Source organism: Glycomyces sp. NPDC047010, from assembly GCF_040644205.1.
Taxonomy (GTDB): Bacteria; Actinomycetota; Actinomycetes; order Mycobacteriales; family Micromonosporaceae; genus Glycomyces.
This window is the reverse complement of sequence record NZ_JBEYVY010000003.1, coordinates 105,022-129,763: the sequence shown is the minus strand read 5'-3', so window position 1 is coordinate 129,763 and position 24,742 is coordinate 105,022. Positions and strand designations below refer to the sequence as shown.

The 24,742-nt window shown below is 72.0% G+C and carries 29 protein-coding genes, 1 tRNA gene and 1 riboswitch; of the genes, 15 read left to right on the top strand and 15 right to left on the bottom strand.

Going from position 1 to position 24,742, the window contains the following annotated elements; all coding sequences use genetic code 11:
* Positions 1–39: 39 nt before the first annotated feature.
* Entirely contained in the window at positions 40–1,374 is a 1,335-nt protein-coding gene (locus AB0A65_RS07060) for a heparan-alpha-glucosaminide N-acetyltransferase domain-containing protein (protein ID WP_359947601.1), read from the bottom strand.
* A gap of 236 nt (positions 1,375–1,610) precedes the next feature.
* On the opposite strand from AB0A65_RS07060, the gene AB0A65_RS07055 reads away from it, so the two are divergent.
* From AB0A65_RS07055 to AB0A65_RS07040, 4 genes are all read left to right on the top strand, one after another.
* Positions 1,611–2,255, top strand: a complete 645-nt coding sequence (locus tag AB0A65_RS07055; RefSeq protein ID WP_359947598.1) for a response regulator transcription factor — start codon at positions 1,611–1,613, stop codon at positions 2,253–2,255.
* A 20-nt stretch (positions 2,256–2,275) separates the two neighbouring features.
* A complete protein-coding gene (locus tag AB0A65_RS07050; RefSeq protein WP_359947595.1) occupies positions 2,276–3,349 on the top strand; it encodes a histidine kinase in 1,074 nt (357 codons plus the stop codon).
* A gap of 67 nt (positions 3,350–3,416) precedes the next feature.
* Complete coding sequence (locus tag AB0A65_RS07045; RefSeq protein WP_359948669.1) at positions 3,417–3,605, top strand: ferredoxin; 189 nt, start codon at positions 3,417–3,419, stop codon at positions 3,603–3,605.
* 142 nt (positions 3,606–3,747) lie between these two features.
* Positions 3,748–4,095 carry an Lsr2 family protein gene (locus AB0A65_RS07040; RefSeq protein WP_359947592.1) on the top strand — a complete coding sequence of 116 codons (348 nt, stop codon included), beginning with the start codon at positions 3,748–3,750 and terminating at the stop codon, positions 4,093–4,095.
* A 9-nt stretch (positions 4,096–4,104) separates the two neighbouring features.
* Here AB0A65_RS07040 and AB0A65_RS07035 read toward each other — a convergent pair whose 3' ends face one another.
* The 5 genes from AB0A65_RS07035 to AB0A65_RS07015 form a co-directional block, all read right to left on the bottom strand.
* On the bottom strand, positions 4,105–4,854 hold the full coding sequence (locus AB0A65_RS07035; RefSeq protein WP_359947589.1) for a ZIP family zinc transporter: 750 nt from the start codon (positions 4,852–4,854) through the stop codon (positions 4,105–4,107).
* Positions 4,855–4,907: 53 nt separating this feature from the next.
* A complete protein-coding gene (locus AB0A65_RS07030; protein WP_359947586.1) occupies positions 4,908–5,531 on the bottom strand; it encodes a maleylpyruvate isomerase family mycothiol-dependent enzyme in 624 nt (207 codons plus the stop codon).
* Positions 5,532–5,543: 12 nt separating this feature from the next.
* On the bottom strand, positions 5,544–6,407 hold the full coding sequence (locus tag AB0A65_RS07025) for an alpha/beta hydrolase (protein WP_359947583.1): 864 nt from the start codon (positions 6,405–6,407) through the stop codon (positions 5,544–5,546).
* Between the two features lie 86 nt (positions 6,408–6,493).
* On the bottom strand, positions 6,494–8,644 hold the full coding sequence (gene helR / locus AB0A65_RS07020; RefSeq protein ID WP_359947580.1) for an RNA polymerase recycling motor ATPase HelR: 2,151 nt from the start codon (positions 8,642–8,644) through the stop codon (positions 6,494–6,496).
* The gene (locus AB0A65_RS07015; protein ID WP_359947577.1) at positions 8,641–9,849 is read right to left on the bottom strand and encodes a glycosyltransferase; all 1,209 of its coding nucleotides are present in this window, start codon (positions 9,847–9,849) and stop codon (positions 8,641–8,643) included. Before AB0A65_RS07015 ends, helR begins: the two co-directional genes overlap by 4 nt.
* Positions 9,850–10,113: 264 nt before the next feature.
* Between AB0A65_RS07015 and AB0A65_RS07010 the strand changes: the two genes are divergently transcribed.
* Both AB0A65_RS07010 and AB0A65_RS07005 read left to right on the top strand, forming a co-directional pair.
* Entirely contained in the window at positions 10,114–10,278 is a 165-nt protein-coding gene (locus tag AB0A65_RS07010) for a hypothetical protein (RefSeq protein WP_359947574.1), read from the top strand.
* A gap of 53 nt (positions 10,279–10,331) precedes the next feature.
* Positions 10,332–11,132 carry an alpha/beta hydrolase gene (locus tag AB0A65_RS07005; protein WP_359947571.1) on the top strand — a complete coding sequence of 267 codons (801 nt, stop codon included), beginning with the start codon at positions 10,332–10,334 and terminating at the stop codon, positions 11,130–11,132.
* Here AB0A65_RS07005 and AB0A65_RS07000 read toward each other — a convergent pair.
* On the bottom strand, positions 11,129–11,443 hold the full coding sequence (locus AB0A65_RS07000) for an SMR family transporter (RefSeq protein WP_359947568.1): 315 nt from the start codon (positions 11,441–11,443) through the stop codon (positions 11,129–11,131). The two genes, AB0A65_RS07005 and AB0A65_RS07000, sit on opposite strands and share 4 nt — an antisense overlap.
* Before the next feature lie 31 nt (positions 11,444–11,474).
* Positions 11,475–11,541: riboswitch (guanidine-III (ykkC-III) riboswitch) on the bottom strand.
* Positions 11,542–11,624: 83 nt separating this feature from the next.
* On the opposite strand from AB0A65_RS07000, the gene AB0A65_RS06995 reads away from it, so the two are divergent.
* Complete coding sequence (locus AB0A65_RS06995) at positions 11,625–12,101, top strand: SRPBCC family protein (protein ID WP_359947565.1); 477 nt, start codon at positions 11,625–11,627, stop codon at positions 12,099–12,101.
* On the opposite strand, the gene AB0A65_RS06990 is transcribed toward AB0A65_RS06995, so the two are convergent.
* The 3 genes from AB0A65_RS06990 to AB0A65_RS06980 are packed head-to-tail and all read right to left on the bottom strand — an operon-like array spanning position 12,098 to position 14,531.
* Positions 12,098–12,742, bottom strand: a complete 645-nt coding sequence (locus tag AB0A65_RS06990) for a response regulator transcription factor (RefSeq protein ID WP_359947562.1) — start codon at positions 12,740–12,742, stop codon at positions 12,098–12,100. The two genes, AB0A65_RS06995 and AB0A65_RS06990, sit on opposite strands and share 4 nt — an antisense overlap.
* Complete coding sequence (locus tag AB0A65_RS06985; RefSeq protein ID WP_359947559.1) at positions 12,739–13,860, bottom strand: histidine kinase; 1,122 nt, start codon at positions 13,858–13,860, stop codon at positions 12,739–12,741. The genes AB0A65_RS06990 and AB0A65_RS06985 overlap by 4 nt, the downstream gene beginning before the upstream one ends.
* The gene (locus tag AB0A65_RS06980; RefSeq protein WP_359947556.1) at positions 13,857–14,531 is read right to left on the bottom strand and encodes a DUF2306 domain-containing protein; all 675 of its coding nucleotides are present in this window, start codon (positions 14,529–14,531) and stop codon (positions 13,857–13,859) included. The genes AB0A65_RS06985 and AB0A65_RS06980 overlap by 4 nt, the downstream gene beginning before the upstream one ends.
* A gap of 143 nt (positions 14,532–14,674) precedes the next feature.
* Here AB0A65_RS06980 and AB0A65_RS06975 point away from each other — a divergent pair, with 143 nt between their 5' ends.
* Positions 14,675–15,448 carry a DUF2470 domain-containing protein gene (locus AB0A65_RS06975; protein WP_359947553.1) on the top strand — a complete coding sequence of 258 codons (774 nt, stop codon included), beginning with the start codon at positions 14,675–14,677 and terminating at the stop codon, positions 15,446–15,448.
* A gap of 34 nt (positions 15,449–15,482) precedes the next feature.
* Here the strand turns inward: AB0A65_RS06975 and AB0A65_RS06970 are convergent, their stop codons facing one another.
* Positions 15,483–16,556 carry a hypothetical protein gene (locus AB0A65_RS06970; protein ID WP_359947549.1) on the bottom strand — a complete coding sequence of 358 codons (1,074 nt, stop codon included), beginning with the start codon at positions 16,554–16,556 and terminating at the stop codon, positions 15,483–15,485.
* Between the two features lie 176 nt (positions 16,557–16,732).
* Between AB0A65_RS06970 and AB0A65_RS06965 the strand changes: the two genes are divergently transcribed.
* Together AB0A65_RS06965 and AB0A65_RS06960 are read left to right on the top strand one after the other, a co-directional pair.
* Complete coding sequence (locus AB0A65_RS06965; protein ID WP_359947546.1) at positions 16,733–17,251, top strand: hypothetical protein; 519 nt, start codon at positions 16,733–16,735, stop codon at positions 17,249–17,251.
* Between the two features lie 100 nt (positions 17,252–17,351).
* Positions 17,352–17,425 (top strand) — tRNA-Pro (locus AB0A65_RS06960).
* Positions 17,426–17,471: 46 nt separating this feature from the next.
* On the opposite strand, the gene AB0A65_RS06955 is transcribed toward AB0A65_RS06960, so the two are convergent.
* Positions 17,472–17,909 (bottom strand): hypothetical protein, encoded by a 438-nt coding sequence (locus AB0A65_RS06955; RefSeq protein WP_359947543.1) that lies wholly within the window; start codon positions 17,907–17,909, stop codon positions 17,472–17,474.
* A gap of 589 nt (positions 17,910–18,498) precedes the next feature.
* Between AB0A65_RS06955 and AB0A65_RS06950 the strand changes: the two genes are divergently transcribed.
* The 4 genes from AB0A65_RS06950 (at position 18,499) to AB0A65_RS06935 (ending at position 21,671) form a co-directional block, all read left to right on the top strand.
* Positions 18,499–20,109, top strand: a complete 1,611-nt coding sequence (locus AB0A65_RS06950; RefSeq protein WP_359947540.1) for a hypothetical protein — start codon at positions 18,499–18,501, stop codon at positions 20,107–20,109.
* 150 nt (positions 20,110–20,259) lie between these two features.
* Positions 20,260–20,775 carry a sigma-70 family RNA polymerase sigma factor gene (locus AB0A65_RS06945; RefSeq protein WP_359947537.1) on the top strand — a complete coding sequence of 172 codons (516 nt, stop codon included), beginning with the start codon at positions 20,260–20,262 and terminating at the stop codon, positions 20,773–20,775.
* Entirely contained in the window at positions 20,772–21,386 is a 615-nt protein-coding gene (locus tag AB0A65_RS06940; RefSeq protein WP_359947534.1) for a hypothetical protein, read from the top strand. Before AB0A65_RS06945 ends, AB0A65_RS06940 begins: the two co-directional genes overlap by 4 nt.
* A 66-nt stretch (positions 21,387–21,452) precedes the next feature.
* Positions 21,453–21,671, top strand: a complete 219-nt coding sequence (locus AB0A65_RS06935; RefSeq protein ID WP_359947531.1) for a hypothetical protein — start codon at positions 21,453–21,455, stop codon at positions 21,669–21,671.
* A gap of 65 nt (positions 21,672–21,736) precedes the next feature.
* Here AB0A65_RS06935 and AB0A65_RS06930 read toward each other — a convergent pair whose 3' ends face one another.
* From AB0A65_RS06930 to AB0A65_RS06920, 3 genes are all read right to left on the bottom strand, one after another.
* Complete coding sequence (locus AB0A65_RS06930; protein ID WP_359947528.1) at positions 21,737–22,165, bottom strand: hypothetical protein; 429 nt, start codon at positions 22,163–22,165, stop codon at positions 21,737–21,739.
* Positions 22,166–22,434: 269 nt separating this feature from the next.
* The gene (locus AB0A65_RS06925) at positions 22,435–23,253 is read right to left on the bottom strand and encodes an SDR family NAD(P)-dependent oxidoreductase (RefSeq protein ID WP_359947525.1); all 819 of its coding nucleotides are present in this window, start codon (positions 23,251–23,253) and stop codon (positions 22,435–22,437) included.
* 10 nt (positions 23,254–23,263) lie between these two features.
* Entirely contained in the window at positions 23,264–24,127 is an 864-nt protein-coding gene (locus AB0A65_RS06920) for a catechol 1,2-dioxygenase (protein ID WP_359947522.1), read from the bottom strand.
* A gap of 120 nt (positions 24,128–24,247) precedes the next feature.
* Here AB0A65_RS06920 and AB0A65_RS06915 point away from each other — a divergent pair, with 120 nt between their 5' ends.
* Positions 24,248–24,739 (top strand): MarR family transcriptional regulator, encoded by a 492-nt coding sequence (locus AB0A65_RS06915; RefSeq protein ID WP_359947519.1) that lies wholly within the window; start codon positions 24,248–24,250, stop codon positions 24,737–24,739.
* The last annotated feature ends 3 nt before the right edge of the window (positions 24,740–24,742 follow it).

Here is a 24,742-nt window from a genome sequence, read left to right as displayed (position 1 = left end):
GGTCGGCGGGGGCCGCCGCACCGGCCCCCGCCGACCGTCCTATTTCACGAACTTCGCGGGCTTCGTGGCGAGCGTCAGCGCCCATTCGAGCGGGCCGCGCTTGAGCAGCCGCTTCCAGACGAGCGCGAACAGCATCGCGGCCACGCAGAACACCGCCCACATGCGCCAGCCCGTCTCGTACCCGACCTCGTTCGCGGGATGGTCGACGAGGAACCAGACGCCCGCGATGTGCGCGACGTACACCGTCAGCGACATCGAGCCGACCGCGATGAGCGGTGCGAGGACGCGGCGGGACCACTTGCTCACGGCGCCGCAGTAGCCGAGCAGCGCGACCAGCCCGATGATGACGGAGATCGCGACGCCGATGTTCCCGGCCAGCTCGAACGGGGTGTCCGAGTGCGGCGTGGCGCCGGTCAGCGCCGTCCAGTCGAACCCCGTGCCCATGGAGCCGTCGTCGGCGGGGAGCTTGTCGTAGATCCAGGCGTTCTCGGCGTCGAACTCCTTCCACTGCTCCTCGGTCCACGTGTCGGTGTCGGCGCTGCCGACCGCCTGCTTCCACGCCTCGTCGAACGCCGCGTACGCCTCGTCGTCGAACCCCGTCGCGGGCTCGGGCATGAGCTTCCCGAGCAGCCATGCCCCGCCGTAGCCGAGCAGGCCCAGCGCCGGGCCCACGATCGCCAGCCGCACGCGGACCGCCTTGCGCGTGAAGTCCAAGCGGCCCAACGCCATTCCGGTGAAGATGTACGCCATCCACGCCATCGCCGGGTAGGTCCCCATGAGCAGCAGCGAGAGCAGGCCGTCGCCGCCCCACTGCACGAGCGGGTCGTGCGCGTCGAAGCCCTCCGTCCAGGTGGCCGTCCACATGAGCTGCACGAGGACCGGACCGCCGAGGCCGCACGCGACGGCGAGGATCGCGAGCGTCCGCGCCCGCAGCTTCACGAACGGGAGCGCGAGCAGGAAGTACAGGCCGTAGAACGCGAGGATCACCACGATCGAGGTGCCCGTGCTGGTGAGCCACGTGCCCAGGGCCAGCAGCAGGACCGCGCGGATCGCGATCTTGACGACGGCCTGGCGCAGCGGCCGGCCCGTCTTCGGCGCCGAGCCGCCGGCGATGAGCACGAGCGAGAGCCCGGCGAGCGTCGCGAACAGCGCCGACGAGCGGCCGTGGGGGAGGTCCATGAGGAAGGACTTCCACGTCCCGTACTCGTCGGCCCACGGGCCGACGTGCGAGTAGTACATGCCGAAGACCGCGACGGCTCGGGCGGCGTCGAGGCCGAGGATGCGCCCGATCCCCGCCCCCTGGTCCGGGGGCGGCGCGAGCGCGGGGTCCTGCGGGCCCGGTTCCTTTGCGCGCAATGCGATGGTGTCAGTCATGGGCCCAGGGTGCGGCGGGCCCGGGGACGTTCCCATCCTTCGATGCGCGGGACCGCGCCCGCCGCCGGGACGGGGCCGTCCCGCCGCCCGGCCGTTCCGCACCCGCCGATCGGCGGGGACGCCGGACCGTCCCGCGCCCCGGAACTGCGAGAACGCGCACACCCCCGCCGCTCCTCCCGCGCGGGGAGTGGCGCGCGCGTGCTACGAATCGGACCGGACCGAAAGAAGGAGGCCGCATGATCCGGGTACTGGTCGTCGACGACGAAGCCCTCATCCGCACCGGTTTCCAGCACATCCTCGACGCCGCCGGGGACATCGAGGTCGTCGCGGCCGTCTCCGGCCGCCAGGCCCTCGCCGAGGTCGGCCGCCTCCACCCGGACGTGGTCCTCCTCGACATCCGCATGCCCGACGTCGACGGCCTCACCGTCCTCGAACGCCTCCGCGCGCTCCCCGCGCCGCCCGTCGTCGCCATGCTCACCACGTTCGACACCGACGAGTACGTGGCCGCCGCGCTCCGCATGGGCGCCGCCGGGTTCCTCCTCAAGGACACCGACCCCGAGCACCTCGCCGTGCAGGTCCGCACCCTCGCCGCCGACGGCGTGGTCCTCTCCCCGAAGGTCACCTCCACCGTCGTGGACGGCTACCTCGCGGGCCGCACCCGCTCCTCCGCGGCCGTCGAGCGCCTCTCGGCCCGCGAGCGCGAGATCCTCGTGCTCCTCGCCGAAGGGCTCTCCAACGGCGACATCGCCGCCCGCCTCTACCTCGGCGTGGGCACCGTCAAGGACCACGTCAGCGCCATCCTCACCAAGCTCAAGGTCAACGGCCGCGTCCAGGCCGCGCTGGTCGCCGAGCGGGCCGGGCTCCTGCGGGGCGACCGGTGAAGCGGCGGTGGCGCCCGTGGATGACGGACGCGGCGCTCGTCGCCGTCGCCGCCGCGGACCTGTGGTTCACGTTCTGGTGGTGGCCGCCGCTCACCTGGGACATGGCGCTCACCGGGATCGGCGTGGCCGCGCTCGCGTTCCGCCGCCGCTTCCCGCTCGCCGTCTTCGTCCTGACGCTGCCGACCGCGTACTTCATGGGCGAGGCCGCCGCCCCGCTCATCGCCCTGTACACGCTCGCGGCCTCCACGCACCGGCGCTGGCTCCTCGCGGTCGGCTCGGTGGTCCTCGCGATGTGCATGATCTGGCCGCTCGAATCGGGCCCGGCCGACCTGTTCGTCGACTCGTGGTGGCTCGCGAGCATCGCGTACGCGCTGGCCCCGGCCGCCGCCGCCGCGTTCCTGGGCCAGCTCGTGCAGGTCCGCCGCGAGCTCTCGGCCCGCCTGGAGGAGATCACCGAGGCCCGCGAGCACGAGCAGCTCATGGCGACGCAGAAGGTCCTCGCCGAGGAGCGCGCTCAGCTCGCGCGGGAGATGCACGACGTGGTCTCCCACCAGGTGTCGCTCATCGCGGTGCGGGCCGGGGCGCTCCAGGTGAGCACCGCCGACCCCGAGGCCAAGGAGGCGGCCGGGACGATCCGCAAGCTCGCCGTCAGGACCCTGGACGAGCTGCGGCACATGGTGAACGTGCTGCGCGCCGGGGGCGGCGGCCCCACCGACCTCGCGCCGCAGCCGACCCTCGCGCAGCTCGGCGACCTCGTCGGCAACAGCGGCATCGACGCGGTGCTGCGCATCGGGGAGCTGCCGGACCTGGACCCGCCGAAGGAGCGGGCGGTCTACCGCACGGTCCAGGAGTCGCTGACGAACGTGCGCAAGCACGCCCCGGGCGCCCGCACCGACATCGCGCTGGCGCACGAGGGCGGGCGGATCACCGTGACCGTGGCGAACACCGCGCCGACCCGCACGCCCGTGGCGCTGCCGAGCTCGCGGCACGGCCTCCTCGGGCTCCAGCAGCGCGCGGTCCTCCTGGGCGGCACGCTGACGTGGGCGCCGACCCCTGACGGCGGCTGGCGGAACACGCTGGTGCTCCCCGCCTGAACCTATGCATGTCTGTATACGTATAGTCTCCATATATACGGGCATCGAGGAAGGGAGGCCGGCCGTGGTGAGGATCGTCGCCGACACCGAGCAGTGCGCGGGGTCGGGCATGTGCGCGCTGACCGCGCCGGAGTACTTCGACCAGAACGACGAGGACGGCCGCGTCGTGCTCCTCGCCGCCGAGGCCGAGGACTGCGACACCGAAGTGGCCGAAGCGGTGCAGCTGTGCCCCGCCGCGGCGCTGCGCCTGGAGTAGTCGCGCCGGGCCGCGATTGGGGCGGGCCCACTCGCGAGGCCCGCGTCAGATAGGGGGGAAGGCGGTTTCGCTAGTATGTGCGGAACTGCTGCGCTCCAATGCGCACCGGCACTGGTCACAATCCTGTTAGGAAGGCGAAGCCGTGGCGAAGAAGACCGTGGTCACGTTGTTCGACGACATCGACGGGAGCGAAGCGGCCGAGTCGGTCGAGTTCGGTATCGACGGCTATCTGTACAGCGTGGACCTCTCCGGCCCCCACGCCGACGAGCTCCGCGACCGCCTCACCGCCTACCGCGAGTTCGGGACCGAGCTGGGCCGCTACCACGTGGCGCGGGCCGTCCCGCCCCGCGTCCCCCGCGTCCCCACCCGCGACGACCGCGACCGCAACCGCGACATCCGCCGCTGGGCCGAGGAGAACGACCTTCCCGTCAAGACCCGCGGGAAGCTCCCCGACGGCGTCGTCGCCAAGTACAACGAGGCCCACGCTTAAGAGAGTCCGTCACCACTGGGCGATGGCGAACGCGGCGAGGAATCCCAGGACCGCGATCAGCCCCGTCCACAATCGGGCGTCCTCGAACGCCTCCGGGATCATCGTGTCGGCGATCATCGACAGGATCGCGCCGCCCGCCAACGCGGTGATCGCCGCGAGGAGTTCCGCGGGGGCGTCCCCGAGGAACGCGTACCCCGCCGCGGCGGCCAGGCCGCTGGCGAGGGCGATCGCGGTCCACAATCCGAAGACATACGCGCGTCCGCGCCCCGCCCGCCGCATGCCCGCGGCGCTGGAGAGCCCTTCGGGGACGTTGCTGACGAACACCGCCGCCACGGTCGCGGCGCTGACCGGCCCGCCGCCGAGGAGGCTCGTGCCGATGACGATCGACTCGGGGATGCCGTCGAGCAGCGCCCCGAGGGCGATGGCGGTGCCCGAACCCGGCTGCTCGGTCTCCTTGGCCTGCTGGCTACCCGAGCGTTTGCGGTGCCGGGCGCCGCGGCGCGCGAGCGCCACGTTCGCGAGCGTGTAGGCGAGGGCCCCGGCGACCGCGCCTATGGACGTGGGAACGAGGCCGCCGCGCTCGTTCGCGTCCGCGATCAGGTCGAACGCGACCGCGGAGATCAGGACGCCGGAGCCGAACGCCATGATCGCGGCGATGACCGGCTGCGGGACGCGCACGAGGTACCCGAACAGGGCGCCGACGACGAGCGCGCCGCCCGCGAGCAGGCCCCAGCCGCCCGCGCTCAGCCAGCCGGGCACGGGACGCTCGTCGCTGGTGCCATGCGCGCCAGTCTAAGCCGACGGGCCCGGGTTCAGGCCGATTCGAGCCGGGCGAGGCCGGGGCCGTCGAGTTCGGACAGTGCGACGCGGCGTCCGGAGACCGCCAGGAGCAGGGACGCGGCCGGGCCGCGGACCTCCGGGCCGTCGCCGACGACGAGGTCGGTGTCCGTGGCGGCCAGGCGGATTCCGGCCGTCAGCTCCTTCGCGCCGCCCATGGAGGCGGACATGCCGGTGTGGACGCGCAGCGCCCGGGCCACCGCCTCGGACGGGTACTCGCGCTTGATCCCGAGGGGCCTGCGGACGTCCTCGCCGTGCACGACCTCCTCGACCAGGCGCGTGTCCAGCGGCGCTGGCGGGGTCTTGGTCAGTGTTGCGACCTCGCGGAGCCGCTCCAGGGTCTCCTCCGGGGTCGCGCCGCGCGCCCGCGCGACGCCGCGGGCGTTCTGGCGGTCGAAGTCGAACCCCGCCCCGACCATGGTGAGGAGGAAGCCCAGCCGCGTGGTCCGCGCGGTGTTCACCAGGTGCGCCGCCACGTCGTGGACGGTCCAGCCGTCGCACAGCGACGGCGTCTCCCATTGCGCCGCATCGATTCCTTCGAGGTCGGCGATGAGCGCGGCGCGCTCGGCGTGGACCAGCGGCCAGACTTCACTCCCCATCGTCATGCCCCGCTACGCCGAGAGGATTTCGCGCAGGGCCGCGGCGAACTCGTCCGGCTTGCCGGTCTGGCCGTACTCGCCGCCGAGGAACGCGCCGTGGTCGCCGGGCAGCACGGTCGCCTCGACGCCGATGCGCTCGGCGACGGCCCGGCCGCCGCGGGCGGCGAGGGTCTCGCCGGAGTCGGCGCCGACGGCGACCACGATGCGGGTCGGGGCGGCCCGGAGCGCCTTGAAGTCGTGCTCGTAGGCGTTGCAGGTGATGATGTTCTGGCTCAGCAGCACGTCTTCGCGCACCCCGTCGTCCTCGGTCGGGAGGCCGAACGCGGCCGGGTCGGGCGCGGGCCCGTCGAGGTACGTCGCGGGGAGCTCGCCGTCGTAGGAGACCAGGGCGATGAACTTCGCCATGGCCGGGCCGAACCCGGAGGCGAGGTAGGTCTCGCGGATGTCGCGCGCGGCGGCCAGGGCCGCCTCCCGGTCGGGGAGCGCGCTGGACGCGGGCGGCTCGTGCGCGACGAGGGTCCGCACCTGCTCGGGGTGCTTGGCGACCAGGGCGAGGGCGTTCACAGCGCCGCCGCTGGACGCGAACACGTCCACGGGCCCGCCGACGGCCGCGATGACCCGGTGCAGGTCGTCGGCGTGCTCCTCGGGGGTGGTCTCGGCGGCGCCGTCGGTGCGGCTGCTGCGCTCGGACCCGCGCGGGTCGTAGGTGACCACGCGGCGGTCCGGGAAGTGCGAGGCGAGCGTGGCGAACCCGGCCGCGGCCATCGGCGAGCCGATGATCAGCAGCGTGGGCGCGTTCGCCGCCTCGCCCTCCCGGACGTCGTAGTACAGCTCGGCACCGGGCGCTTCCAGCGTGTGCGTCGTCGGATCGGTCATGTCGTCTCCTCGTGGATCAGGGTTCCTGGGGATAGGACGAGACTGGATCACCGGATTCATCGCCGCACGCGAATCGCCGAACCGGCTCAGCCGGTGAGGACCACCAGCCTCCCGGTCGCGCGGGTCATGGCGACGTACCGGTCCACGGCCCCTTCGATGCCGGTCCCGAACCGGTCCGGGTCCACCAGGACCACCAGGTCGAATTCGAGGCCCTTCGACAGCTCGGGCGTGAGCGAGCGGACCCGCGGCGGCGGCGCGAAGTCCGGCGCGCCGATGACGCACGCGGTGCCGTCGGCGTGGGCCGCGAGCCAATCGTCCAGGATGCCGTCGAGGTCCGCGAGCGGGCCGTGCGCGACGGGGACGCCGCTGCGGCGCACCGAGGTCGGGACGTTCGCGTCGGGGAGCGCCTCCCGGATGACCCGCTCGGCCTCGGCCATGACCTCCTCCGGCGTCCGGTAGTTGATGCTCAGGGTGCTGATCTCGATGCGGCCCATGCCGACCCGTTCGAGCCGCTCGGTCCACGACTCGGTGAACCCGTGGCGGGCCTGGGCCCTGTCGCCGACGATCGTGAACGACCGCGACGGGCACCGCTGGAGCAGCATCTGCCACTCGGCGTCGGTGAGCTCCTGCGCCTCGTCCACGACGACGTGCGCGAACGGGCCCGCGAGCAGGTCCGGGTCGGCGGTCTCCAGGTCCTCGTAGTGGACCAGCGCGTCCTGGAGGTCGAGTCCCTTGAGGAGGATCATCTCCTCCACGTTCCCGTCGCCCGCTTCGAGGATGTCCTCCACGACCCGGTCGATGACCTCGCGTTCGGAGGCGATCTCGGCCTCGCGGCGGCGGGCGTTGCGGGACGCCTCCGGGTCGCCGAGGCGCCGGCGGGCGGCGTCGAGCAGCGGCAGGTCGGACGCGGTCCACGCGAACGGGTCTTTTCGTTGCAGCCGTTGCACGTCGGCGTCGCGGAGGTGCGGGGCGCACCACTGGAGGAACTCCGGGGAGGCCCAGAACGCGGCGACGAGGTCGCCCGGTTCGATGAGCGGCCACGCCTTGTCGAACGCGGCCAGGAGTTCCCGGTTGCGGGCGAGCGAGCGGCGCAGCAGGTCCTCGGAGACCTCGGCGTCCTCGGGGAGCTTCGCGAGGACGATCTCCGCGAGCTCCCGCCACACCTGGTCGCGCGCTTCGTTGTGCGCGGTGCCGGATTCGGCGGCGGCGAACGCGTCCGCCCAGTCGGCGGCGCTCAGATACGCGTCGCCCCAGTTGGTCTCGACGCTTAGGCCGCGCCGCGGCGGCTGCTCGTAGCGGCGCGCGGCGGGCTCGATCGCCCGCACCATCTCAGCGCTGGCCTTGAGCCGCGCGGCCTCCGGGTCGGTCTCGGCCGCGGCCTCGGTGCCGCCGGGGACGAGGTCGCGCAGCGTGCAGGTCTGCACGCCCTCCTCGCCGAGGCTCGGGAGCACGTCGGAGACGTACGCGAGGTACGGCTCCGAGGGGCCGACCACGAGCACGTCGCCGCGGTGGTGGCCCAGGCGCGGATCGGAGTACAGCAGGTAGGCGGCGCGGTGGAGCGCGACGACGGTCTTGCCGGTGCCGGGGCCGCCGTCCACGACGAGCGCGCCGCTGGACCCGGCGCGGATGACGGCGTCCTGGTCGGCCTGGATCGTGCCGAGCACGTCGCGCATCCGCTCCGAGCGCTCGGTGCCGAGGCTGGCGATGAACGCGGACTGGTCGTCGAGCGCGGCGGCGTGGCCGGTGAACCCGTCGGCGGTGAACACCTCGTCCCAGTAGTCGGTGATCCGCGGGCCGGTCCAGCGGTAGCGGCGGCGGCTGTCCAGGCCCATCGGGTCGCCGTGCGTCGCACCGAAGAACGGCTCGGCGGCGGGGGAGCGCCAGTCCACGAGCAGGCGCCGGCCCCTCCCGTCGGTGAGCCCGATCCGCCCGATGTAGACGGTGGTGCCGTCCTGGCCGACGGCCTTGCCGAGGCACAGGTCCAGGCCGTACCGGCGCAGTGTCTGGAGCCGGTTGGTGAGGCGGTGGATGTCGCGGTCGCGGTCGGCGGCGTGCTGGCCGTCGTACTGGCCCGACCCGCCCTCCGACTTGCGGGCGGCCTCCAGCCGCGCGGACAGGTCCGCGATCGACTCTTCGAGGCTCGCCCCGATGGCCGCGAACTGCGCCTCGTCCTCACCGATGAGCACCGGGTCCGCTTTGGCCGCAAGGCGGTCGGGGAGCGCGAAGGGGCTCGTCATCGGCGGCCCCCTTCGATGAGGAGCCGCGCGGCCCGCTCGGCGCCGTCGGTGCGCATGCCCGCGGCGAACCCGGCCGCCCGCGCCTTCGTCTCGGGCGCAAGGGCGACGGCGAGGGCCTCGGTCATCGACTCGTACGTCGGGTTCGGCCCGTCGTGGGCCGCACCGAGGCCGAGGGCGGCGACGCGCCCCGCCCAGTACGGCTGGTCGGCGATCTGCGGGACCACGACCTGCGGCGCGCCCGCGAGGGCGGCCTTGTGGGTGGTCCCGGCGCCGCCGTGGTGGACCACGGCCGCGGCGCGCGCGAACAGCCTGCGGTGGTTGGCCTCGCCCACGGCGAAGCAGTCGTCCCCGTCCGCCGCGAGGTCGGCCCAGCCGCGCGAGACCACGACCCGGCGGCCCTGGTCGCGGATCGCCGCGACGGCCGCGGCGGCCGCGTCCCGGCCCGACTGGAACGGCATCGACCCGAAGCCCACGTACACGGGCGGCCCGCCCGCGTCGAGGAACGCCTCCAGGTCCGCCGGGAGCGGCCGCTCGTCGGGCACGAACCACGCGCCGGGGTGCTCGATCTCGTACCCGGGCGCCTCGGCCCACGGGCCCAGGCCCGGGTCGGTGGCGAGCCAGGGCCGGTGGTCGAGCAGGTAGTCCCGCACGTCGGGGACCGGTTCCATGCCGAGCTCGGCGCGGCGCGCGTCGAGCGGCGGGCCGTACAGGGCCTGGAGGTTCTCGCGGTCCACCTCCCACAGCACCAGGTTGTCGGTCTCGCCCTCGGGGAACGGCTTCCCGGGGCGCCCGAGCGGCCGGTGGTCCGGGGACGGCAGCACGCCGGGCACGAAGCCCGCGAACACGAACCGCGCCCCGAGCCGCTCGGCGGCCAGCCGCGCCCCCACCGGCGGCAGGCCCGTCCCCACGACCGCGTCGCAGCCTTCGCCCGCGGCCATGACGGTCTCGTACTGGGCCTCGACCAGGCCCGCCGCGCGCCGGGGCGCGTCGGCCGTCGACGGCGGCTTCGCGCCGCTGATCTGCGGGCGCACCGGCGCCCCCATCGGCACCAGCTCCACGCCGAGCCCGGCGAGGAGCCGCGCGAACTCCTCGTCCGGCGGCGCGCACACCACCGCCTCCGCGCCCTGCGCCCGCAGCGCCGCGGCCAGCCCCGCGATCGGCTCGACGTCCCCGCGCGACCCGAAGGTCGTCATCAGAAATCGCATACCCGGCTCCCGTCTCATGGTCAGGATGCATATTGTGCAGCAGGTCAGCGGCCCTTTCGGGACCCCGATGCACCCTTTGCCGCGAGCGGTGGGATATAAACTGAAGTGGGAAGGAGCGATGGGCCCCTTCCCTTCGTCGTCCCCGGGGCCGTCCGCCCGCCCCCACCCTCCGAAATGCACGAACGCGAACCGGTGTCCCCGTTCGCTTCCTGGGTACCTCCGACGCAGGCCGGCGCGAGCCGGCCGCGACGATAGGAGGCCCCCATGGCCACGTTCCAAGCCCTGTTCTACCTGATCGCCATCATCCTGCTGGTGATCGGCGCCCTGCCCCTCGGCAAGCGCCGCACCCGCGGCGTCGGCCTCGGCCTCCTCGCGGCCGCCTTCGCCCTGACCGCGTTCGCCGCGCCCACGATCGACGCCGCGTTCTGACGTGTGAGGGCGGTGTCAGCGCCGTGTCAGCGCCGGGGTCCAGAGTTCAGGGCATGACGAACAACGAAACCCCCGCGAACCTCTGGACCGGCATGGTCGAGGTCGACGACACCGCCCTCTACGTCACCGACACCGGCGGCGACGGCGTCCCGATCGTGTACTGCAACGGCCAGTTCGCCACCCTCGGCTACTGGAAGCACGTCACCGCCGAGCTCGGCGACGGGTTCCGCCACATCAACTTCGACGAGCGGGCCCGCGGCAAGAAGTCCCGGACCTCCGCCGACTACTCCTTCGAGTCCTGCGTGAACGACGTGGACGCCGTGCTCGCCGCCCGCGGCGTCACCGGCCCCGTGATCATCGCCGGATGGTCCTACGGCGCCTTCGTGACCACGACCTGGGCGTCCCGCAACCCCGACCGGTGCATCGGCGCCGTCGCGGTCGACGGCGCCGAGCCCCACGACTGGCTCGACGAGGCCATGGAGGCCCGGATCCGCAAGCTCTTCAAGATGCTCCGGCCCGTCACCGCCGTGCTCCGCCCCACCGGCCTCACCCCGCGGCTCACCGCCGCGCAGCAGGCCGAGTGCAACATCGAGCTCGGCAAGATCTCCCTGGAGGCCAACCTCGGCCCGGTGATCGACGCGCTGGCCGTGCCCACGCGGTACGTGCTCGCCTCCGGAGCCTCGTTCGGCTCAAAGGGCGACGAGCAGGAGAAGATCCGCGCCGCGCTCGACAAGTACGTCGCGCGCAACCCGAACGTCGAGGTCTTCGCGAAGGTCCCCAGCAACCACGACCTGATCCTCAAGAAGGACTTCAAGGCCGTCGCCGACGCGATCAGGGACGTGGCCGCGCGCTAGTGCAGGAACTTCAGGCCCACCACGCCCGCGACGATGAGGAGCAGGCACAGCATCCGCGGGACGGTCGCGGGCTCGCCGAGGACGGCCATGCCGTACACGGCGGTCCCGACCGCCCCGATGCCGACCCACACCGCGTAGCCGGTGCCGATCGGGATGGTGCGCATCGCGTACGCGAGCCCGGCCATGGATGCGGCGAGGGCCCCGAAGAACAGCAGGCTCGGCCGCAGTTTCGAGAGGCCCGCGGAGGCCCCGAGGGCTGCGGCCCAGACGGTTTCGAGGATTCCGGAGAGAACGAGGACGACCCATGCCATGACGGCACCTCCAAGACGAGAGCTGGCAACTGCTCCGCCGTCTTGTCGTGACCGGGTACGGCGAACTCGTCCGGGGCGCCGGCCGGGGCCGCGTCCGCCTCAAGGCTAGCTCGATTCCGCGGACCGGGCCACGCGGCCGGGGCCCGCGGATACGCTGCACCGTGGACCGGAGGAGCAGGACATGAGCGACAACGCGTTCGTATACGTCACGTACGTCAAGGCCGCGCCCGAGCAGGTGTGGCGGGCCCTGACGGAGCCCGAGTACACCACCCGCTACTGGGGCGTCGCCTTCGCGACCGACTGGACGCCCGGCTCGCCGATGACCTGGGACGAGAACGGCGCCACGACGTTCGCGCCGGGACAAGAAGTCCTCGAATCCGACCGGCCCCGGCGCCTGGCCTACACCTGGCACACGTTCACGCCCGAATGGGCCGAGCGCGTCGGCGTCACCGCGGACGTGCTCGCGAAGCTCGCCGCCGAGCCCCGCTCGAAGGTGCGGTTCGAGCTCGAACCCGCCGGCGGGGCCGTCAAGCTCACCGTCACGCACGACGGCTTCCCGGACCCCAGCACCGCCCGCGACATGGTCTCGGAGGGCTGGCCCATGCTCCTGTCGAGCCTGAAGTCGCTCCTGGAGACCGGCGAGCCGATCGCCGACTAGCCGACGCGGCCCGTCTCGTAGGCCCACATCGCCGCCTCGACCCGGTTGCGCACGCCGAGTTTCGCGAGGACGCCCGCGATGTGGGTCTTCACCGTCCCGAGCGACAGGTACAGCCGCTCGCCGATCTCGGTGTTCGTCAGGCCCGTCGCCAGCAGCGCGAGGACCTCCTCCTCCCGCGCCGTGAGCGGCGAGCTCGGCTGCCGCACCCGCTTCGCGGGGCGCGAGAACTCGCCGAGGAGCCGGGCGGTGACCTGCGGGGAGATGAGCGCGTCGCCGTTCGCGGCCGCGCGCACGGCCTCCCCGATGAGCTGCGGGCCGGACTCCTTGAGCAGGAACCCCTTGGCGCCCGCGCGGAGCGCGCCGTGCACGTACTCGTCCAGGTCGAACGTGGTGATGACGACGACCGCGACCGGGTCGCCGACCGCGGCGCCCGCCAGCAGCGAGGTCGCCTCGATCCCGTTGAGCCCCGGCATCCTGATGTCGAGCAGCGCCACGTCGGGGCGCAGCTCCCGCGCGAGCCGCACGGCCTCGACGCCGTCGGCGGCCTCGCCCACGACTTCCACATCGGGCAGCGACTGGAGCAGGAGCCGCAGGCCGGTGCGCACGGGCTCCTGGTCGTCGGCCACGAGCACCCGGATCATGCCGCACCCCGCAGCGGCACCGACGCGCGCAGCGTCCAGCCCCCGTCCGGGCCCGGCCCGGCCTCGGTCTCGCCGCCGAGCAGCGCCGCGCGTTCCGCCATCCCCTGCAGCCCATGGCCTTCGCCCGAGGCCGGGCGCGGCGGCGCGCCGTCGTCGGTGACGGCGACCCGCGCCGCCGCATCGTCCACTGCCACCGTCACTTCGATCCCCTTCGCTCCGCGGGAGTGCCTGCGCGCGTTCGTGACGCCCTCCTGCGCGATTCTGAACAGCGTCGACGCCACGATGCCCGGGACCTCCACCGGGGCGTCGATCCGCACCGTCACGGGCGGCGGCCCCGGGTCGGCCAGGCGCGCCAGCTCCTCCAGGCCCGGCATCGGCGCGAGTCCCGCCGGGGCGCGGAGCGTGCGCACGAGCGAGCGCATGTCCGCGAGCACCGCCTGCGCCTCGGCCTCGATGACCCGCAACGACTCCGCGACCTGCGCCGGGTCCGCGGAGGCCACCTGCGCGCGGATGACGATCGCCGAGACGTGGTGCGCGACGGTGTCGTGCAGGTCCCTCGCGAGGGCCTCTCTTTCACGCGAGCGGACCGAGTCCGCCTGCCGCGCACGGGACTCCACCCGCTCGCGGCGCAGCGCCCCGATGAGGCACGCGCCGCCCATGAACGCGACCGCGGCGATCATGTCGGCGATCGGGTCGCTTCCGAGGAGGCTCGTGAACACGAACCCGGCCGCCACGACGACCGCCCCGATGATCCGGTCCCTCCCTGAGCCCCAGCGGAACACGGCGTACGGCACCGTGAGGAACGCGAACGTCGTCACCAGCGCGTTCGGTTCGATCCCGGCCGCTTTGTGCGCGAACGCGAAGGCCGAGGTGCACGCCGTCAGGACCACGACGGCCGCGAGCGGCGCGGACCGGCGCCACAGCAGGACCGGGAGGATCGCGATCGTCACCAGCACGGTGACCAGCGGCCATTCCAGGTCGGGCCGCACCGCGCCCTCGAACACGGACACCAGGGCCGCACCGGCGACCAGGAGCGCGTCCCGGGCCCGCGGGCCCTCGCCCCCGGCGGCGCGGGGCCGCGCCCACGCCCTGATCGCCGTGTGCTGCAAGCGGTTCACGCCGGGACCGCTTCGAGCCGCAGCGCCCGGCGGCGGCGGGCGATCACCCATTCCGCGAACAGCGCGTTGATGATCCAGCCCGCGTCCATCTGCACGAGCCGCATGAGCGCGTCCGGCTCGCCGAGGATGATGAGCGCCGGGCCCGAGGTGAGGACCTGCGTGCCCGCGCCCATGCCGAGCGCGTAGGCGCGGATCATCCACGAGCCGTGCGCGAAGTACTCGCGCCGCGCGACCGCGGCGATCCCGAGGCCGATGAAGGCCAGCATGAGGCCGCCGACCACGTAGCGCGAGAACGCGACCGGACCGGTGTCGGTGGGCGGCACGTCGTAGGACGCGGTCATCCACAGCCCTGTGGACGCGACCACGATTCCGGCGGGCACGAGGAGGTACCGCCCGGCGAAGCGGTGCCACCCGTTATGGCTGCGGCGCAGGGTCGGGAGGAACTGGAAGGCGCCGACGATCGCGTAGACGAGGGCGCCGACGATGTGCAGGACGACGGGCAGCGGCATCTGCATGAACCGGGCGTTCGCCTCGGTCTCCGCTGCGCCGGAGGCGATCTCTCCGATGCGGAACGCTCCGGCGATCGAGGGGACGAGCGCGAGGAGGATCAGCCCGGCGGCGATCATCCACTCGCGACGGTGGCGGGTCCGGAGGGGCGGGGTGGTGTCCATACGGCAATCCTGGTCGCGGCCGCGGGCCCGGCGCTTCAGCCATGTGGCCGGTTCTCCCCGGACGGCTCTTGTTAGCCTATCCTAAGTTCATGTAGGCTCAGCTAACTTCACGGCTGTGCACGACCTCGACGGAAGGAGTCGCCATGCGCCCATCGGCGGCCGAGACGGCCCGCACCCTGGCCCGCGGGCGCCTGCCCGGCCTCGTCCGCTTCGATGACGGGCTGCTCGGCGGCCTGCCCGTCGCGGGGCTCCAGCACGCCACCGACGGCCTCGGCCGCCCGCTCCTGCTCGCCCCCGCGGGGGAGGAGCTCGCGACCCGCCTCGCCCGCACCGAGGGCCCGGTCCGCCTGTCGCTCAGCGTGGACGACGTCCCGCCCCGCCTCGGCGCCCCCAGCCTCGGCCGCGTCCGCATCGTCGGCGACCTGCACCCCGTCCCGCCCGCCGAGACCCGCGAAGCGGTCCTCGAATACGCGGTCTCCAGCGCCGACCCCGACCTCTTCGATGTCGGCGACCGCGTCGCGATCCACCGCCTCGAACCGTCCCGCATCACCCTCAACCGCGGCGGTGCGACCGAGATCCTCGACCCCGCCGCGTACGCCGCCGCCGAGCCCGACCCGCTCCACGAATGCGAGCAGGACCTCCTCCACGACCTCGCCGACCACCACCTGGCCCAGCTGGAGGACTACCTGCGCCGCCTCCTCGACGACCCCGGGGCCTTCGCGAACGGCTCGCCGCAGGCCATGCGCCTCGACCGCTACGGCATCGTCCTCGACCTCAGCCCCGCCGCCGGCTCCGGCGAGCGGCGCCGCTGGATGCGCCTGGAGTTCGCCCGCCCCGTCGCCGGCCAGCACGACCTCGCCCACCTGCTCCACCCGATCCTCTGCGCCCACCGCCGCTGCGACGCCGAGGAAGAGTGAGGGCCGGGCCCCTCCGGGCCCGGCCCCGATCCGGCTAGTCGCACTCCCAGACGACGGCCTTCAGGATGTGATTGCCGCCCTCGTCCTCACCGGCGAACACCTGGCCCGCCAGCCGCTCGCCGTCCTCGCTCACCTCGGACACCATGTCCCCGAACCAGTTCTGGGCCGGATCGACCAGCCCCGGCAGGAACGTGATCTCACTGTCCGCGTCCGCGACCGCCGCGGTCGGGTCCACCGCCCCGCCGGTGAGCCCGTCCTCATTGATGCTCGGCGCGTAGTTCAGCTTGAGCTGCTCCACGGTGCCGTCCTCCAGATTCCAGCGGACGGCGTTCTCCTCCTCGGCCGTGAGCAGGTAGCCCACCACCCACTCGCCCGCGATGTCGTTCGTGTAGAAGGCCATCACGTCCGCCGGGTCGACGTGGTCGGGCAGCGGCAGCTCCTCGCCCGTCCCGTCGGCGTGCCACACGTACGGCACGCGGGTCCCGTCGTCGTACGCCACGCCCCCGGCGATGTTCCCGTCCTCGTCGATCGCGCTGGTACTGCCGCTGCTCGCGCCCTCCGGGAGCGGCAGCGCCTCGGGCTTGACCTGGCCGTCTCGCCACACCACCGGCACGAGCACGTTCTGGCCGTTCATGCCGACGATGTCGCCGTCATCGTTGATGTCATTGGCGCCACCGCCGTCGTTCGCGGCCAGCTCGGTGAGCACGCCGTCCTTGTACCGGTAGGGGAGGATCACCCCGTCGACCCAGGCCGACCCGACCGCGACGCCGTCCTCGTTCACGCCGTTGAGCGACTGGTCCTCGCCGGGCATCGGGACCTCGACGGCCTCGCCGTCCTCGTACAGGTACGGGTAGCGCTCATACGTCTCCAGCCCGGCCGGGTAGGCCCGGTAGGCGACCACGTCCCCGTCGCCGCTCATGGCCGTGACGATGCTGAAGTACTTGTCCTCCGGCATCGGCAGCTCCTGGAGGACGCACGCGTCCTCGCCCGGCGCGGCGACCGCCGCCTGCACCGGCATGACCGCGGCCGCCGCAGCGGCGGCGGTCAGCGCACCGCCCGCCGCCAGTACGCGGCGGATCCTGGCGCGCGGCTCGTTCGTGTTCGGCACGATGTCGTCCTTTCGTGGGGATTCCGGGGCGGATCACCCCGGCCGCACCAATTACGCGTGCCCGACTCGCGTGCGTTGCAAGCAAATCCACGAATTCTCGACTCCCATTGGCCCGGGCGCTGGCAGTGCCGGTGCATCCTGTGAAAGACCGTCCCGACCGACCGGAGGAGCCCGCCATGGCCGAGGCAGATGCCACCGCCGCAGGGAAACGCCTCCACCCGGCGCTCACCGCGGTACTCCTGACGGTCGTCATCCTCGTCCTCGCCGCGTTCCCCCTAGCGCTCTATGCGAACACGATGGCCCTGATCGACGGCTACCGCGCATCCCACGGCGACGCGGGCGCCTTCGGCACCGCCACCGTAGCCTCAGAAACCAACACCAAGGACGAACAAATCTGTAGAGGGGTATTCGTCCCCGAGGGCGGAGGCCCCGCAGTCGACACCCGCATCGAGGTCGACGGCCGCTGCGAGGTCGGCCAGCAGGTCGAGGCCCGCCTCATGCCCGGCCGCCCCTCGCTCTTCACCGGCTACGACGAGCCCCGCGCCTGGGCCCCCGGTGCGGGCGACTGGGCCGTCTTCATCCCCCTCGTCGTCCTCTTCGGCCTGCTCAGCCTCCCCCTCGTCCTCCTCCTCTGGATGATCGTCGCCAACCTGACAAAACGCCTCCTCCACGGCCCCGCCGCCCCCACGATCTGACCTCCCACCCCAGCTCAACCCCACCACCCCGCCCCCGCCACCGCCCCCCACCACCCGGCATCCGTGCTGTACCCTTGCGAAGGCCGCGCAGCGGCCAGACCGGGACGTGGCGCAGCTTGGTAGCGCACTCGCTTTGGGAGCGAGGGGTCGCAGGTTCAAATCCTGTCGTCCCGACAATCTATTGACATTTATGAACGGCTCGGGGCGGGTTGCCGCCGGGTCATGGGCTGTCTATACCGAGGGCGATGCTTGAGGCGTCGGGGAATTCCAGGAGGTGGAAGACGCCTTCTTTGGATCCCTTGGGCTTCCTCTGGCCCCGTCCACGGTCGTGGTACCGGTCGGCGGTCAGCTCGAATACCGGCACCGCCGTCAGTGGGCCGAGCGGCCGGTCCTGCTGGTAGTCGGTCCACTCGCCGGCGACCTGGCCGAGGTGGAGCTTCAGGTCGTCAAGGGTCTCCCTGGTCGATTCGGATGCCGTGTCTCGCTGTCTCTGATCGCGCACCTCGACGAAGGCGAAACGCCGGCCGGTGAGGATCCAGACGCCGGTCCTGCCCCGCGCGGCGTCCGCCAGTTTCGCGGCCCGGCATTCCGATTGCGGGCCGGAGACGGTCACAGGCTCCACGCCTTTGCCCTCTCCTGGGAAGTCGTACGGGTGCATGGCGAACGCTCCTAGGGGACGGACGTGGGGGGAGACGGGATCGACGTTAGCGGGGCGATTGTGGTGCGCAGGGCGTCCGTGATGATCCCGCCGGTCTCCCGCCGGTGCTCATTGCCGAGTTTCGGTTCGGGTGCATCGTTGGGGCGGGGTTGTTCGTGTGAGGGGAGCGTTTCCTAGCGGGTGGGCCGCTTGCGCGATCGACGTGGAGGACCTTCAGATGAGACGACGTGGATTGATCGGGTCGGGGATCGCCGTGGGGGTGGTGGTCAGTGCCTCGGTGTTCGCGGGCGGGACTGCGGCTTCGGGTGAGGAGCCTGTGGCCGAGGTGGTGGAGCGGGAGGCGGGTTCGAGTTCCGTTGTGCTTCCCAGTGGGGACCGGGTCACCTTGTTCCCGAACGGGACCACCGGGATCGAGCCGGGGGCGGGCCGGGAGGACGCTTCGTTCCTGACGCTGCCGTCGCCGAGCGGCGACGTTGTCGTCGTGCCGACCGATCGGGTCGGGGCGGTTCAGGCGGGGGAGGAGGACCCGCGGCGGTACAACGTCTCCACGTTGCTGCGGGGAGGGCATGCGGATGCGGCCGCTGTCTCAGTGTCCGAACTGGACGCGCGACCCTATGCCGGGATCTTCCCCGACACCTCGCCGGTCACGACCGAGGCCGCCGAGGACGCGCAGAAACTCCACGTCTCCATTCGCGACCGCGACGGGGACGCACCTGACGGCACGTTCGCGTACTGGGCCGAGCGCAGTGGTGCAGAGTTCGGCGATCTTCCGATCGACGAGAACGGCGAAGGCAGTGTCGCCCTCCCGCCCGGCGACTACGTGCTCGTCACCGGCTTCTGGACCGACGCGACCGATACCGAACGCGGCCAGTCGATCATGGGCATGACCGAGGTGACCATCGAGGACGAGGCGCAGAGCCTCGTGATCGACGGCGCCGCCGCCGCCCCTGTGAGCGTCGAGGTCGAGCGGGACGACGCCGAGCTCCTCAGCGCCATCGTCACCATCGGGGCCGGCGACGGCAGTAAGAACCTCGGGTACGGAACCTTCCTCAGTCCTCAGGACGACGCGTACTTGCTGCCCGAGCCCGATCTCGCCGGGTTCGAGCTCGATTTCCTCTACCAGCCGGTCCTCACCGGCCCTGAAGGCGACGCCGGCCCGTACGTCTACAACCTCGCCTTCCACGAGGTGGGCGGCTTCCCCGACGACGCCGTCTACGACATCGCCGACGAGGACCTGGCGACTGTCGAGACCAGCTACCTGCACCTGGGCACCCCCTATGGTGCAGAGGTCGGCAAGGCCTGCGACTACGGCGACTACATCGGCCACCAGATCGGCCTGGGCTTCTGCCGCGTGATCCCCACCGCCGCGCCCTCCGAGCGCACCATGTACTACACCGCGGACCCCGAGATCCTCTGGGACAACGGGTTCCAGACCGGCGAGCGCGATGCGCGCGGCAGTGTGGTCGACGGCTTCCTCGTCTTCCACGATCAGGTCTTCGAGCCGGGCACGGTCGCCCTGAGCATGCCCAACGGCGGCCTCTCCGCCGGCACCGGCGAGTTCTTCCGCACTACGGACGGGGAAGGCGCGGCCTACCTGGGCGCCGAGGCCGCCCCGATCGGCGGCGGCAACGACGAGGAGCTGATCGTCATCGGCGCCAAAGGGGACATGGAGCTGAGCCGCGACGGCGAGACCATCGCCACCGCGACGGGCTTCGACTTCTACTGGGACGAGCTGTACGCCGGCCTCCCGAACCCTGAGCCCGGGCGCTACACGCTGCGGGTCGACGTGACGCAGGCCGCGACCGGCTCCGTGTTCGGGACCGACGGCAGCGCCGAATGGCGCTTCGACTCCGGCCCGATCGCGGACGACTTCGAGCACCTGCCGCTGCCGGTCGTGCAGCTCACGTCGGCCGACATCGAGGGCGGGTACGCCGACCGGAGGGGCTGCCAGGAGATCACGCTCGACCTGCGCGCCTTCAAGTACGGGGAGGTCGTCCACGCCGAGGACATGACGTTCGCGGTGTCGTACGACGACGGCGCGACCTGGAAGGACGTCGCCATCGACCGTGACGGCGACACCGCGACGGCCGAGCTCGTCCACCCCAGGGGCGCCGAGTGGGTCTCGGTCCGCATGACCGCCCTCGACGACCGGGGCACCGAGGTCGAGCACACCACGATCCGCGCGTGGGGCCTGGACTAGCGGCAGTCCCGATATAGGAAGAAAACCCGCGAATCACTGCATCGCGCGGTACTGGTCGATCGTGTGATCGGTGCGATCGACCAGACCGCGCGCCACACTCTTGAACGGAGGGAACGGATGGCTGCGAGCCCGCTGGCACCATCGACCTACATGGACCGAAGCACGTCCGCCGCATCGACCTCCCACCTCGACTTCGAAGGGTTCTACGCCGCGAACGTCGGCGCGATCACCGCGCAGATCCGCGCCTACGTCGGCGACCTCCCCGAAGCGGAGGACCTTGTCGCGGAGGCGTTCTGCCGAGCGCTCGCGCGCTGGCAGACCATCCGGGCCTACGACAACCCCGCCGTCTGGGTGCGCCGGGTCGCCTGGAACCTCGCCACGTCGAAGCTGCGCCGCGGCGCGGTCCTGCGGCGCATCCTGCTGCGGCAGCGGCCCGCGCACATCGAAGGGCCCCAACCCGACCGGATCGACCTGGAGCAGGCGCTCTCCGAACTGAAACCGCGCCACCGCAAGGCGGTCATCCTGCACTACCTGGCCGGAATGACCACCCCGGAGATCGCCGAGCAGGAGGGCGTGGCCGATGTGACCGTCCGGTCCTGGCTCGCCAGAGGACGGACGGCGCTGGCGAAGCGCCTGCGCATCGACGCATTCGAGGAGCAGCAATGAACGGACCGCAGCGAGACCCCCTGAACGACGTGTTCGACCGGTACGCCGAACGCACCGTCGCCGAATCCGCCCCCCGTACCTACGGCCAGCTGCGGACCCGGCTGCGCCGCCGCCGGACCGCGCGCACCACCGCGGCCGGGATCGCCGCGGCGGTCCTGGTGCTCCCGGTGGGGTGGGCGATCCAGCAGGCCGGGGCGATCGGCTTCGGCCCCGCGGACGGCGGCAGCGGCGTGGAGGAGTCGCCTTGCGAGTCCTCCATGGACGACGAGCCGACCACCGACGCCCCGTCCCCCAGCCACGATCCGGACGAGACGCCGAGCGGCCACGGGCCCACTACCGACGCGCCGTCCCCTTCACACGACCCGTCGCCGTGCGAGGAGACGTCCCCCACCGGGGACTCCGGCAGCGAGGAGTCGCCGAGCCCTGGAGAAGAAACTCCGAGCAGTGGGGAGGAGTCCTCTAGCCACGAGGAAGAGTCCCCGAGACACGGCGAGGAATCACCGAGCAATGGAGAAGAATCACCGAGCCACGGAGAGGAGTCTCCGAGTCATGAGGAGCCCACCGGCGGGGGTTCCAGCGGCGAGGAGACCCCGAGCGGCGGCGAGGGCTGACCCGTCCGCCTCCCGTGGCGAGCACAATGGAAGCGACAACGCGTCCGCTCCTCCCGGGAGGCACTGATGAAGCAAGGAAAGCACTGGGCCGCCGTCGTTCTTGGCGTGCTGCTGGCCCTCATGGGGTCGGTCTGGTTCCTGCAAGGGATCGACGTCGCGCAGGGGTCGCCGATGACCGGGGTGACGCTTTGGGCCATCGTCGGGCCGGTCGTCGCGGTCATCGGCCTGGCCGTGCTCGTCGTCGGGATCGTGGGACTCGCACGGCGGCGCCGGGCCGACGATTAGGAACGGTGCAAGGTGGGCGACGGTGGAGCCGGAGCTCGGACTTCCGGGCTCCGGCTCGGATTGGACTACCAGGTGAGCGTGGGGCACGAGCCGAGGTAGGAACCGTCTGCGGCGCTTCTCCATCCGCTGGACTCGCCTTGGTAGATGATCACGTCGTGCTCGGTTGCGGTGGCGACGAAGCAGATGCGACCCGACTCCGGGAGGTCCAGGTTGAGGTGGAGCACCGATCCGGCGCTGCCGTTGTTCTCCGCGCGGATCCAGCCGGAGCCGGTGTTGTAGAACCCGGTCGCGGCCATCCCGTCGGCGTCGGTGTCGTAGATGTACAGGTGCTCGCCGTCCGGGTTGAAGCAGACTTTCGCTCCGGTCGAGTCGACGCAAGGGGTGGCGGCCTGGGCCGGTGACGCGATCGCGCCTGAGAGCCCGATCATGGCGACGAACGCGACGAGGACCGCGAAGAGTCGGGCCCGGTTGTGGCTGTTGGTGAGTGATCGCATGGAACCTCCTAGTTGACGATCTGCTAAGAGGATGGGCGACCGCGGCATCAATTCGGCATGGAATCTGCACTCGGCCCGACGGGCTCCCCGCGATGCGCGGTCGGGCAGGCTCGCCGAGTTGTACGGGTCGAGCCGTTCCCTCAGCGCGACCCCCTGCTCGGCGAGCGACAGCGTGGGCGCCGGTTTCTTCCACCGTGCGGGGATGCTTCGATGAGGACACCGCGCCCTTGTAGAAGCAGACGTGCCCTGACGGGCAGCCGTGCGGCGGGTCAGGCGCCGGTGATCTTGTGGGAGGCGGTCATGATCTTCTGGACGGTCGCTTCGGCGGGGAATATGAGGGTCTGGTGTGTGAAGGTGCCGGGCTTGTCCCAGTAGGTGGCGGTGGGCCAGTCGGTGCGGGCGGCGGCTTGGACGGCGTTGTGGGCTGATTCCTCGATCGAGTTGTAGAGCAAGGGGATCAGGAGTTTCGCGGTGGCGCGCATCCACCAGGGCTGGGACCGCATGATGTCGGTGGAGGCGCCGCCCGCGTTGACGACGCCGGTGAGGAAGCCAGGTTCGGTGCGGGCGAGGTGGGCCGCGTAGAGGTGGTTGCCCAGGTGGACGAGCTTGCCGACGCGGGCGGGCTCGTACGGCCGGAACTCGGGGAAGCCGGTGAAGTCGAGGTCCGCAGCGGGGGAGAGGCGCGCGGTCATCATGACGACGCGGGGGTGCTCGGCGGCGCGGAGGGCCGGGAGGAGCAGCTGGGTCAGGTGGTAGCGGCTCAGGTAGTTGACGGCGACGGTGGTGGTGAGGCCGTCGGCGGTGCGGATCTCCTTGGACGTGAACACTCCCGTGGTGTGGACGAGGGCGTCGATGCACTGGTGTCCCTTGAGGACGGTCTCGGCCGCGGCCCGGACGCCGTCGTCCGTCGAGAGGTCCACGGCGTGGAACGAGGCCCGGTCGCGTGCGGCGCCGAAGGACGCGAGGGCCTCCTCGCCCTTGCGGGGGTCGCGGCCGAGTAGGACGACGCGGTGCCCGGCGTCGAGCAGCTCGCGGGCCGTCCGGAGTCCGATGCCGCTGTTGCCTCCGGCGATCAGGGTGGTGTCCATGGTGTTCCTCTCAGCGGTGGTCGGGACGCAGCGTGTAGTCGTAGGTCAAGGCGCGGTAGGGGACTGCGAGGCCGCGGGCGCGGAAGTCCTGCGGGTCGTCGTGGAGCACGGTGGTCTTCACGGCCGAGCGCGGGATCGGGCCCTCGATCGTGCCCGTGACGAGCGGGTCGCCGTCGAAGTAGATCTGGGTGGTCAGCGGCAGGGCGCCGTCGGCCGAGACGATCGCGTGGATGTGGAGGGGCCGCAGGCCCGGCAGTTCCAGGGCCCGGGCCAGGTCAGTGAGCGGGCTGGCCTGTTGGAAGCCGAGGGTCTCGGTGCCGGGCATGACGGTCCGGAACTCGTAGCGCCCCTCGGCGTCGGCGACGACCTTCGCTCGCAGGTTGAACTCGGGGACGCCCGTGGAGTCGTTGGGGATGTCGAGCAGCGGGAAGTCCTCGGCGGTCATCCCCGAGTAGACCGAGTTCGCGTCGATCTGCCAGATGTCGAGGACGGCGCCCGGCAGCGGGTCGCCCGACGTGGAGCGCACCCGGCCCGAGACGATCAGCGGCTCGCCGGGCTCGTCGGGGCGCATGGGCAGGGCGCACGGGCTCTCCAGGACCGGCGCGCCCGGCCGATAGGCGGGGCCCTCCATTTCCCAATGGCTCGCGCCGTCCTTTTCCGGATGCAGATAGGTCGCGCCTTCGGTGCCTTTCAGCACGGTCTTGAAGAACAGGATTCCGGCCGGGTGCAGTTCCCCGGCGGCGGTGAGCCGGTCGATCCAGCCGAGCGCGGCGAACAGCTCATCCGTCGTGACCTGGTGTTTGAGGATGACGTCGTCGATCGCGCGGCGCAGGTCGGCGAAGACGACCTGGAGCCTGGTCTCGGGGTTGCCCATGCGGGATTTCCCTTCTCGGAATGAGGGGCGTGGCATTTCGGCAACCGTAACAGAGGTTTAGTCTTATCTTGAACTAAGTGGTGACGGGTTTCACTCCAATATTGGAGTTATGATGGCGTCATGGACGACTCGACCGAGCCGCGCTGGCTCGACGCGCAGGAGCAGCAGTACTGGTACCTGTTCGCGTACGCCCTGGTCCGCCTCCCTGCGGCGCTGGAGGCGCAGATGCGGCGGGACGCCGGGATCGAGCAGTTCGAGTACATGGCGCTGTCGGCGCTGTCGATGGCGCCGGAGCGGACGATGCGGATCAGCCGCCTGGCGAAGTACACCGGCTCGACCCTGACGCGGCTGTCGAACGTGGTCGGCCGACTGGAGGGCCGCGGCTGGGTCGAGCGGCGGCCCGACCCGAACGACGGCCGCTCCACGCTCGCCGTCCTCACCGACCAGGGCTGGGACAAGGTCGTCGCCGCCGCGCCCGCGCACGTCGCCGAGGTCCGCCGCCTGATCTTCGACCCCCTCACCCCCGAGCAGCAGCGCCAACTCGGCCAGATCTCCGACCGCATCCTGCGCGCCATCGACCCGGACCGGCCGACCGATCCCACGCTCGGATGATCA

Coding starts and splice junctions, on each gene's coding strand:
- AB0A65_RS06945 (WP_359947537.1), top strand. CDS start 20,260: ATGGACCGAAGCACGTCCGCCGCATCGACCTCCCACCTCGACTTCGAA.
- AB0A65_RS07030 (WP_359947586.1), bottom strand. CDS start 5,531: ATGGGGAGTGAAGTCTGGCCGCTGGTCCACGCCGAGCGCGCCGCGCTC.
- helR (WP_359947580.1), bottom strand. CDS start 8,644: ATGACGAGCCCCTTCGCGCTCCCCGACCGCCTTGCGGCCAAAGCGGAC.
- AB0A65_RS06995 (WP_359947565.1), top strand. CDS start 11,625: ATGAGCGACAACGCGTTCGTATACGTCACGTACGTCAAGGCCGCGCCC.
- AB0A65_RS06990 (WP_359947562.1), bottom strand. CDS start 12,742: ATGATCCGGGTGCTCGTGGCCGACGACCAGGAGCCCGTGCGCACCGGC.
- AB0A65_RS06930 (WP_359947528.1), bottom strand. CDS start 22,165: ATGCGATCACTCACCAACAGCCACAACCGGGCCCGACTCTTCGCGGTC.
- AB0A65_RS07000 (WP_359947568.1), bottom strand. CDS start 11,443: ATGGCATGGGTCGTCCTCGTTCTCTCCGGAATCCTCGAAACCGTCTGG.
- AB0A65_RS06940 (WP_359947534.1), top strand. CDS start 20,772: ATGAACGGACCGCAGCGAGACCCCCTGAACGACGTGTTCGACCGGTAC.
- AB0A65_RS06935 (WP_359947531.1), top strand. CDS start 21,453: ATGAAGCAAGGAAAGCACTGGGCCGCCGTCGTTCTTGGCGTGCTGCTG.
- AB0A65_RS06980 (WP_359947556.1), bottom strand. CDS start 14,531: ATGGACACCACCCCGCCCCTCCGGACCCGCCACCGTCGCGAGTGGATG.
- AB0A65_RS07060 (WP_359947601.1), bottom strand. CDS start 1,374: ATGACTGACACCATCGCATTGCGCGCAAAGGAACCGGGCCCGCAGGAC.
- AB0A65_RS07005 (WP_359947571.1), top strand. CDS start 10,332: ATGACGAACAACGAAACCCCCGCGAACCTCTGGACCGGCATGGTCGAG.
- AB0A65_RS07010 (WP_359947574.1), top strand. CDS start 10,114: ATGGCCACGTTCCAAGCCCTGTTCTACCTGATCGCCATCATCCTGCTG.
- AB0A65_RS06965 (WP_359947546.1), top strand. CDS start 16,733: ATGGCCGAGGCAGATGCCACCGCCGCAGGGAAACGCCTCCACCCGGCG.
- AB0A65_RS06975 (WP_359947553.1), top strand. CDS start 14,675: ATGCGCCCATCGGCGGCCGAGACGGCCCGCACCCTGGCCCGCGGGCGC.
- AB0A65_RS06920 (WP_359947522.1), bottom strand. CDS start 24,127: ATGGGCAACCCCGAGACCAGGCTCCAGGTCGTCTTCGCCGACCTGCGC.
- AB0A65_RS06915 (WP_359947519.1), top strand. CDS start 24,248: ATGGACGACTCGACCGAGCCGCGCTGGCTCGACGCGCAGGAGCAGCAG.
- AB0A65_RS07025 (WP_359947583.1), bottom strand. CDS start 6,407: ATGACCGATCCGACGACGCACACGCTGGAAGCGCCCGGTGCCGAGCTG.
- AB0A65_RS07055 (WP_359947598.1), top strand. CDS start 1,611: ATGATCCGGGTACTGGTCGTCGACGACGAAGCCCTCATCCGCACCGGT.
- AB0A65_RS06955 (WP_359947543.1), bottom strand. CDS start 17,909: ATGCACCCGTACGACTTCCCAGGAGAGGGCAAAGGCGTGGAGCCTGTG.
- AB0A65_RS06925 (WP_359947525.1), bottom strand. CDS start 23,253: ATGGACACCACCCTGATCGCCGGAGGCAACAGCGGCATCGGACTCCGG.
- AB0A65_RS07015 (WP_359947577.1), bottom strand. CDS start 9,849: ATGCGATTTCTGATGACGACCTTCGGGTCGCGCGGGGACGTCGAGCCG.
- AB0A65_RS07050 (WP_359947595.1), top strand. CDS start 2,276: ATGACGGACGCGGCGCTCGTCGCCGTCGCCGCCGCGGACCTGTGGTTC.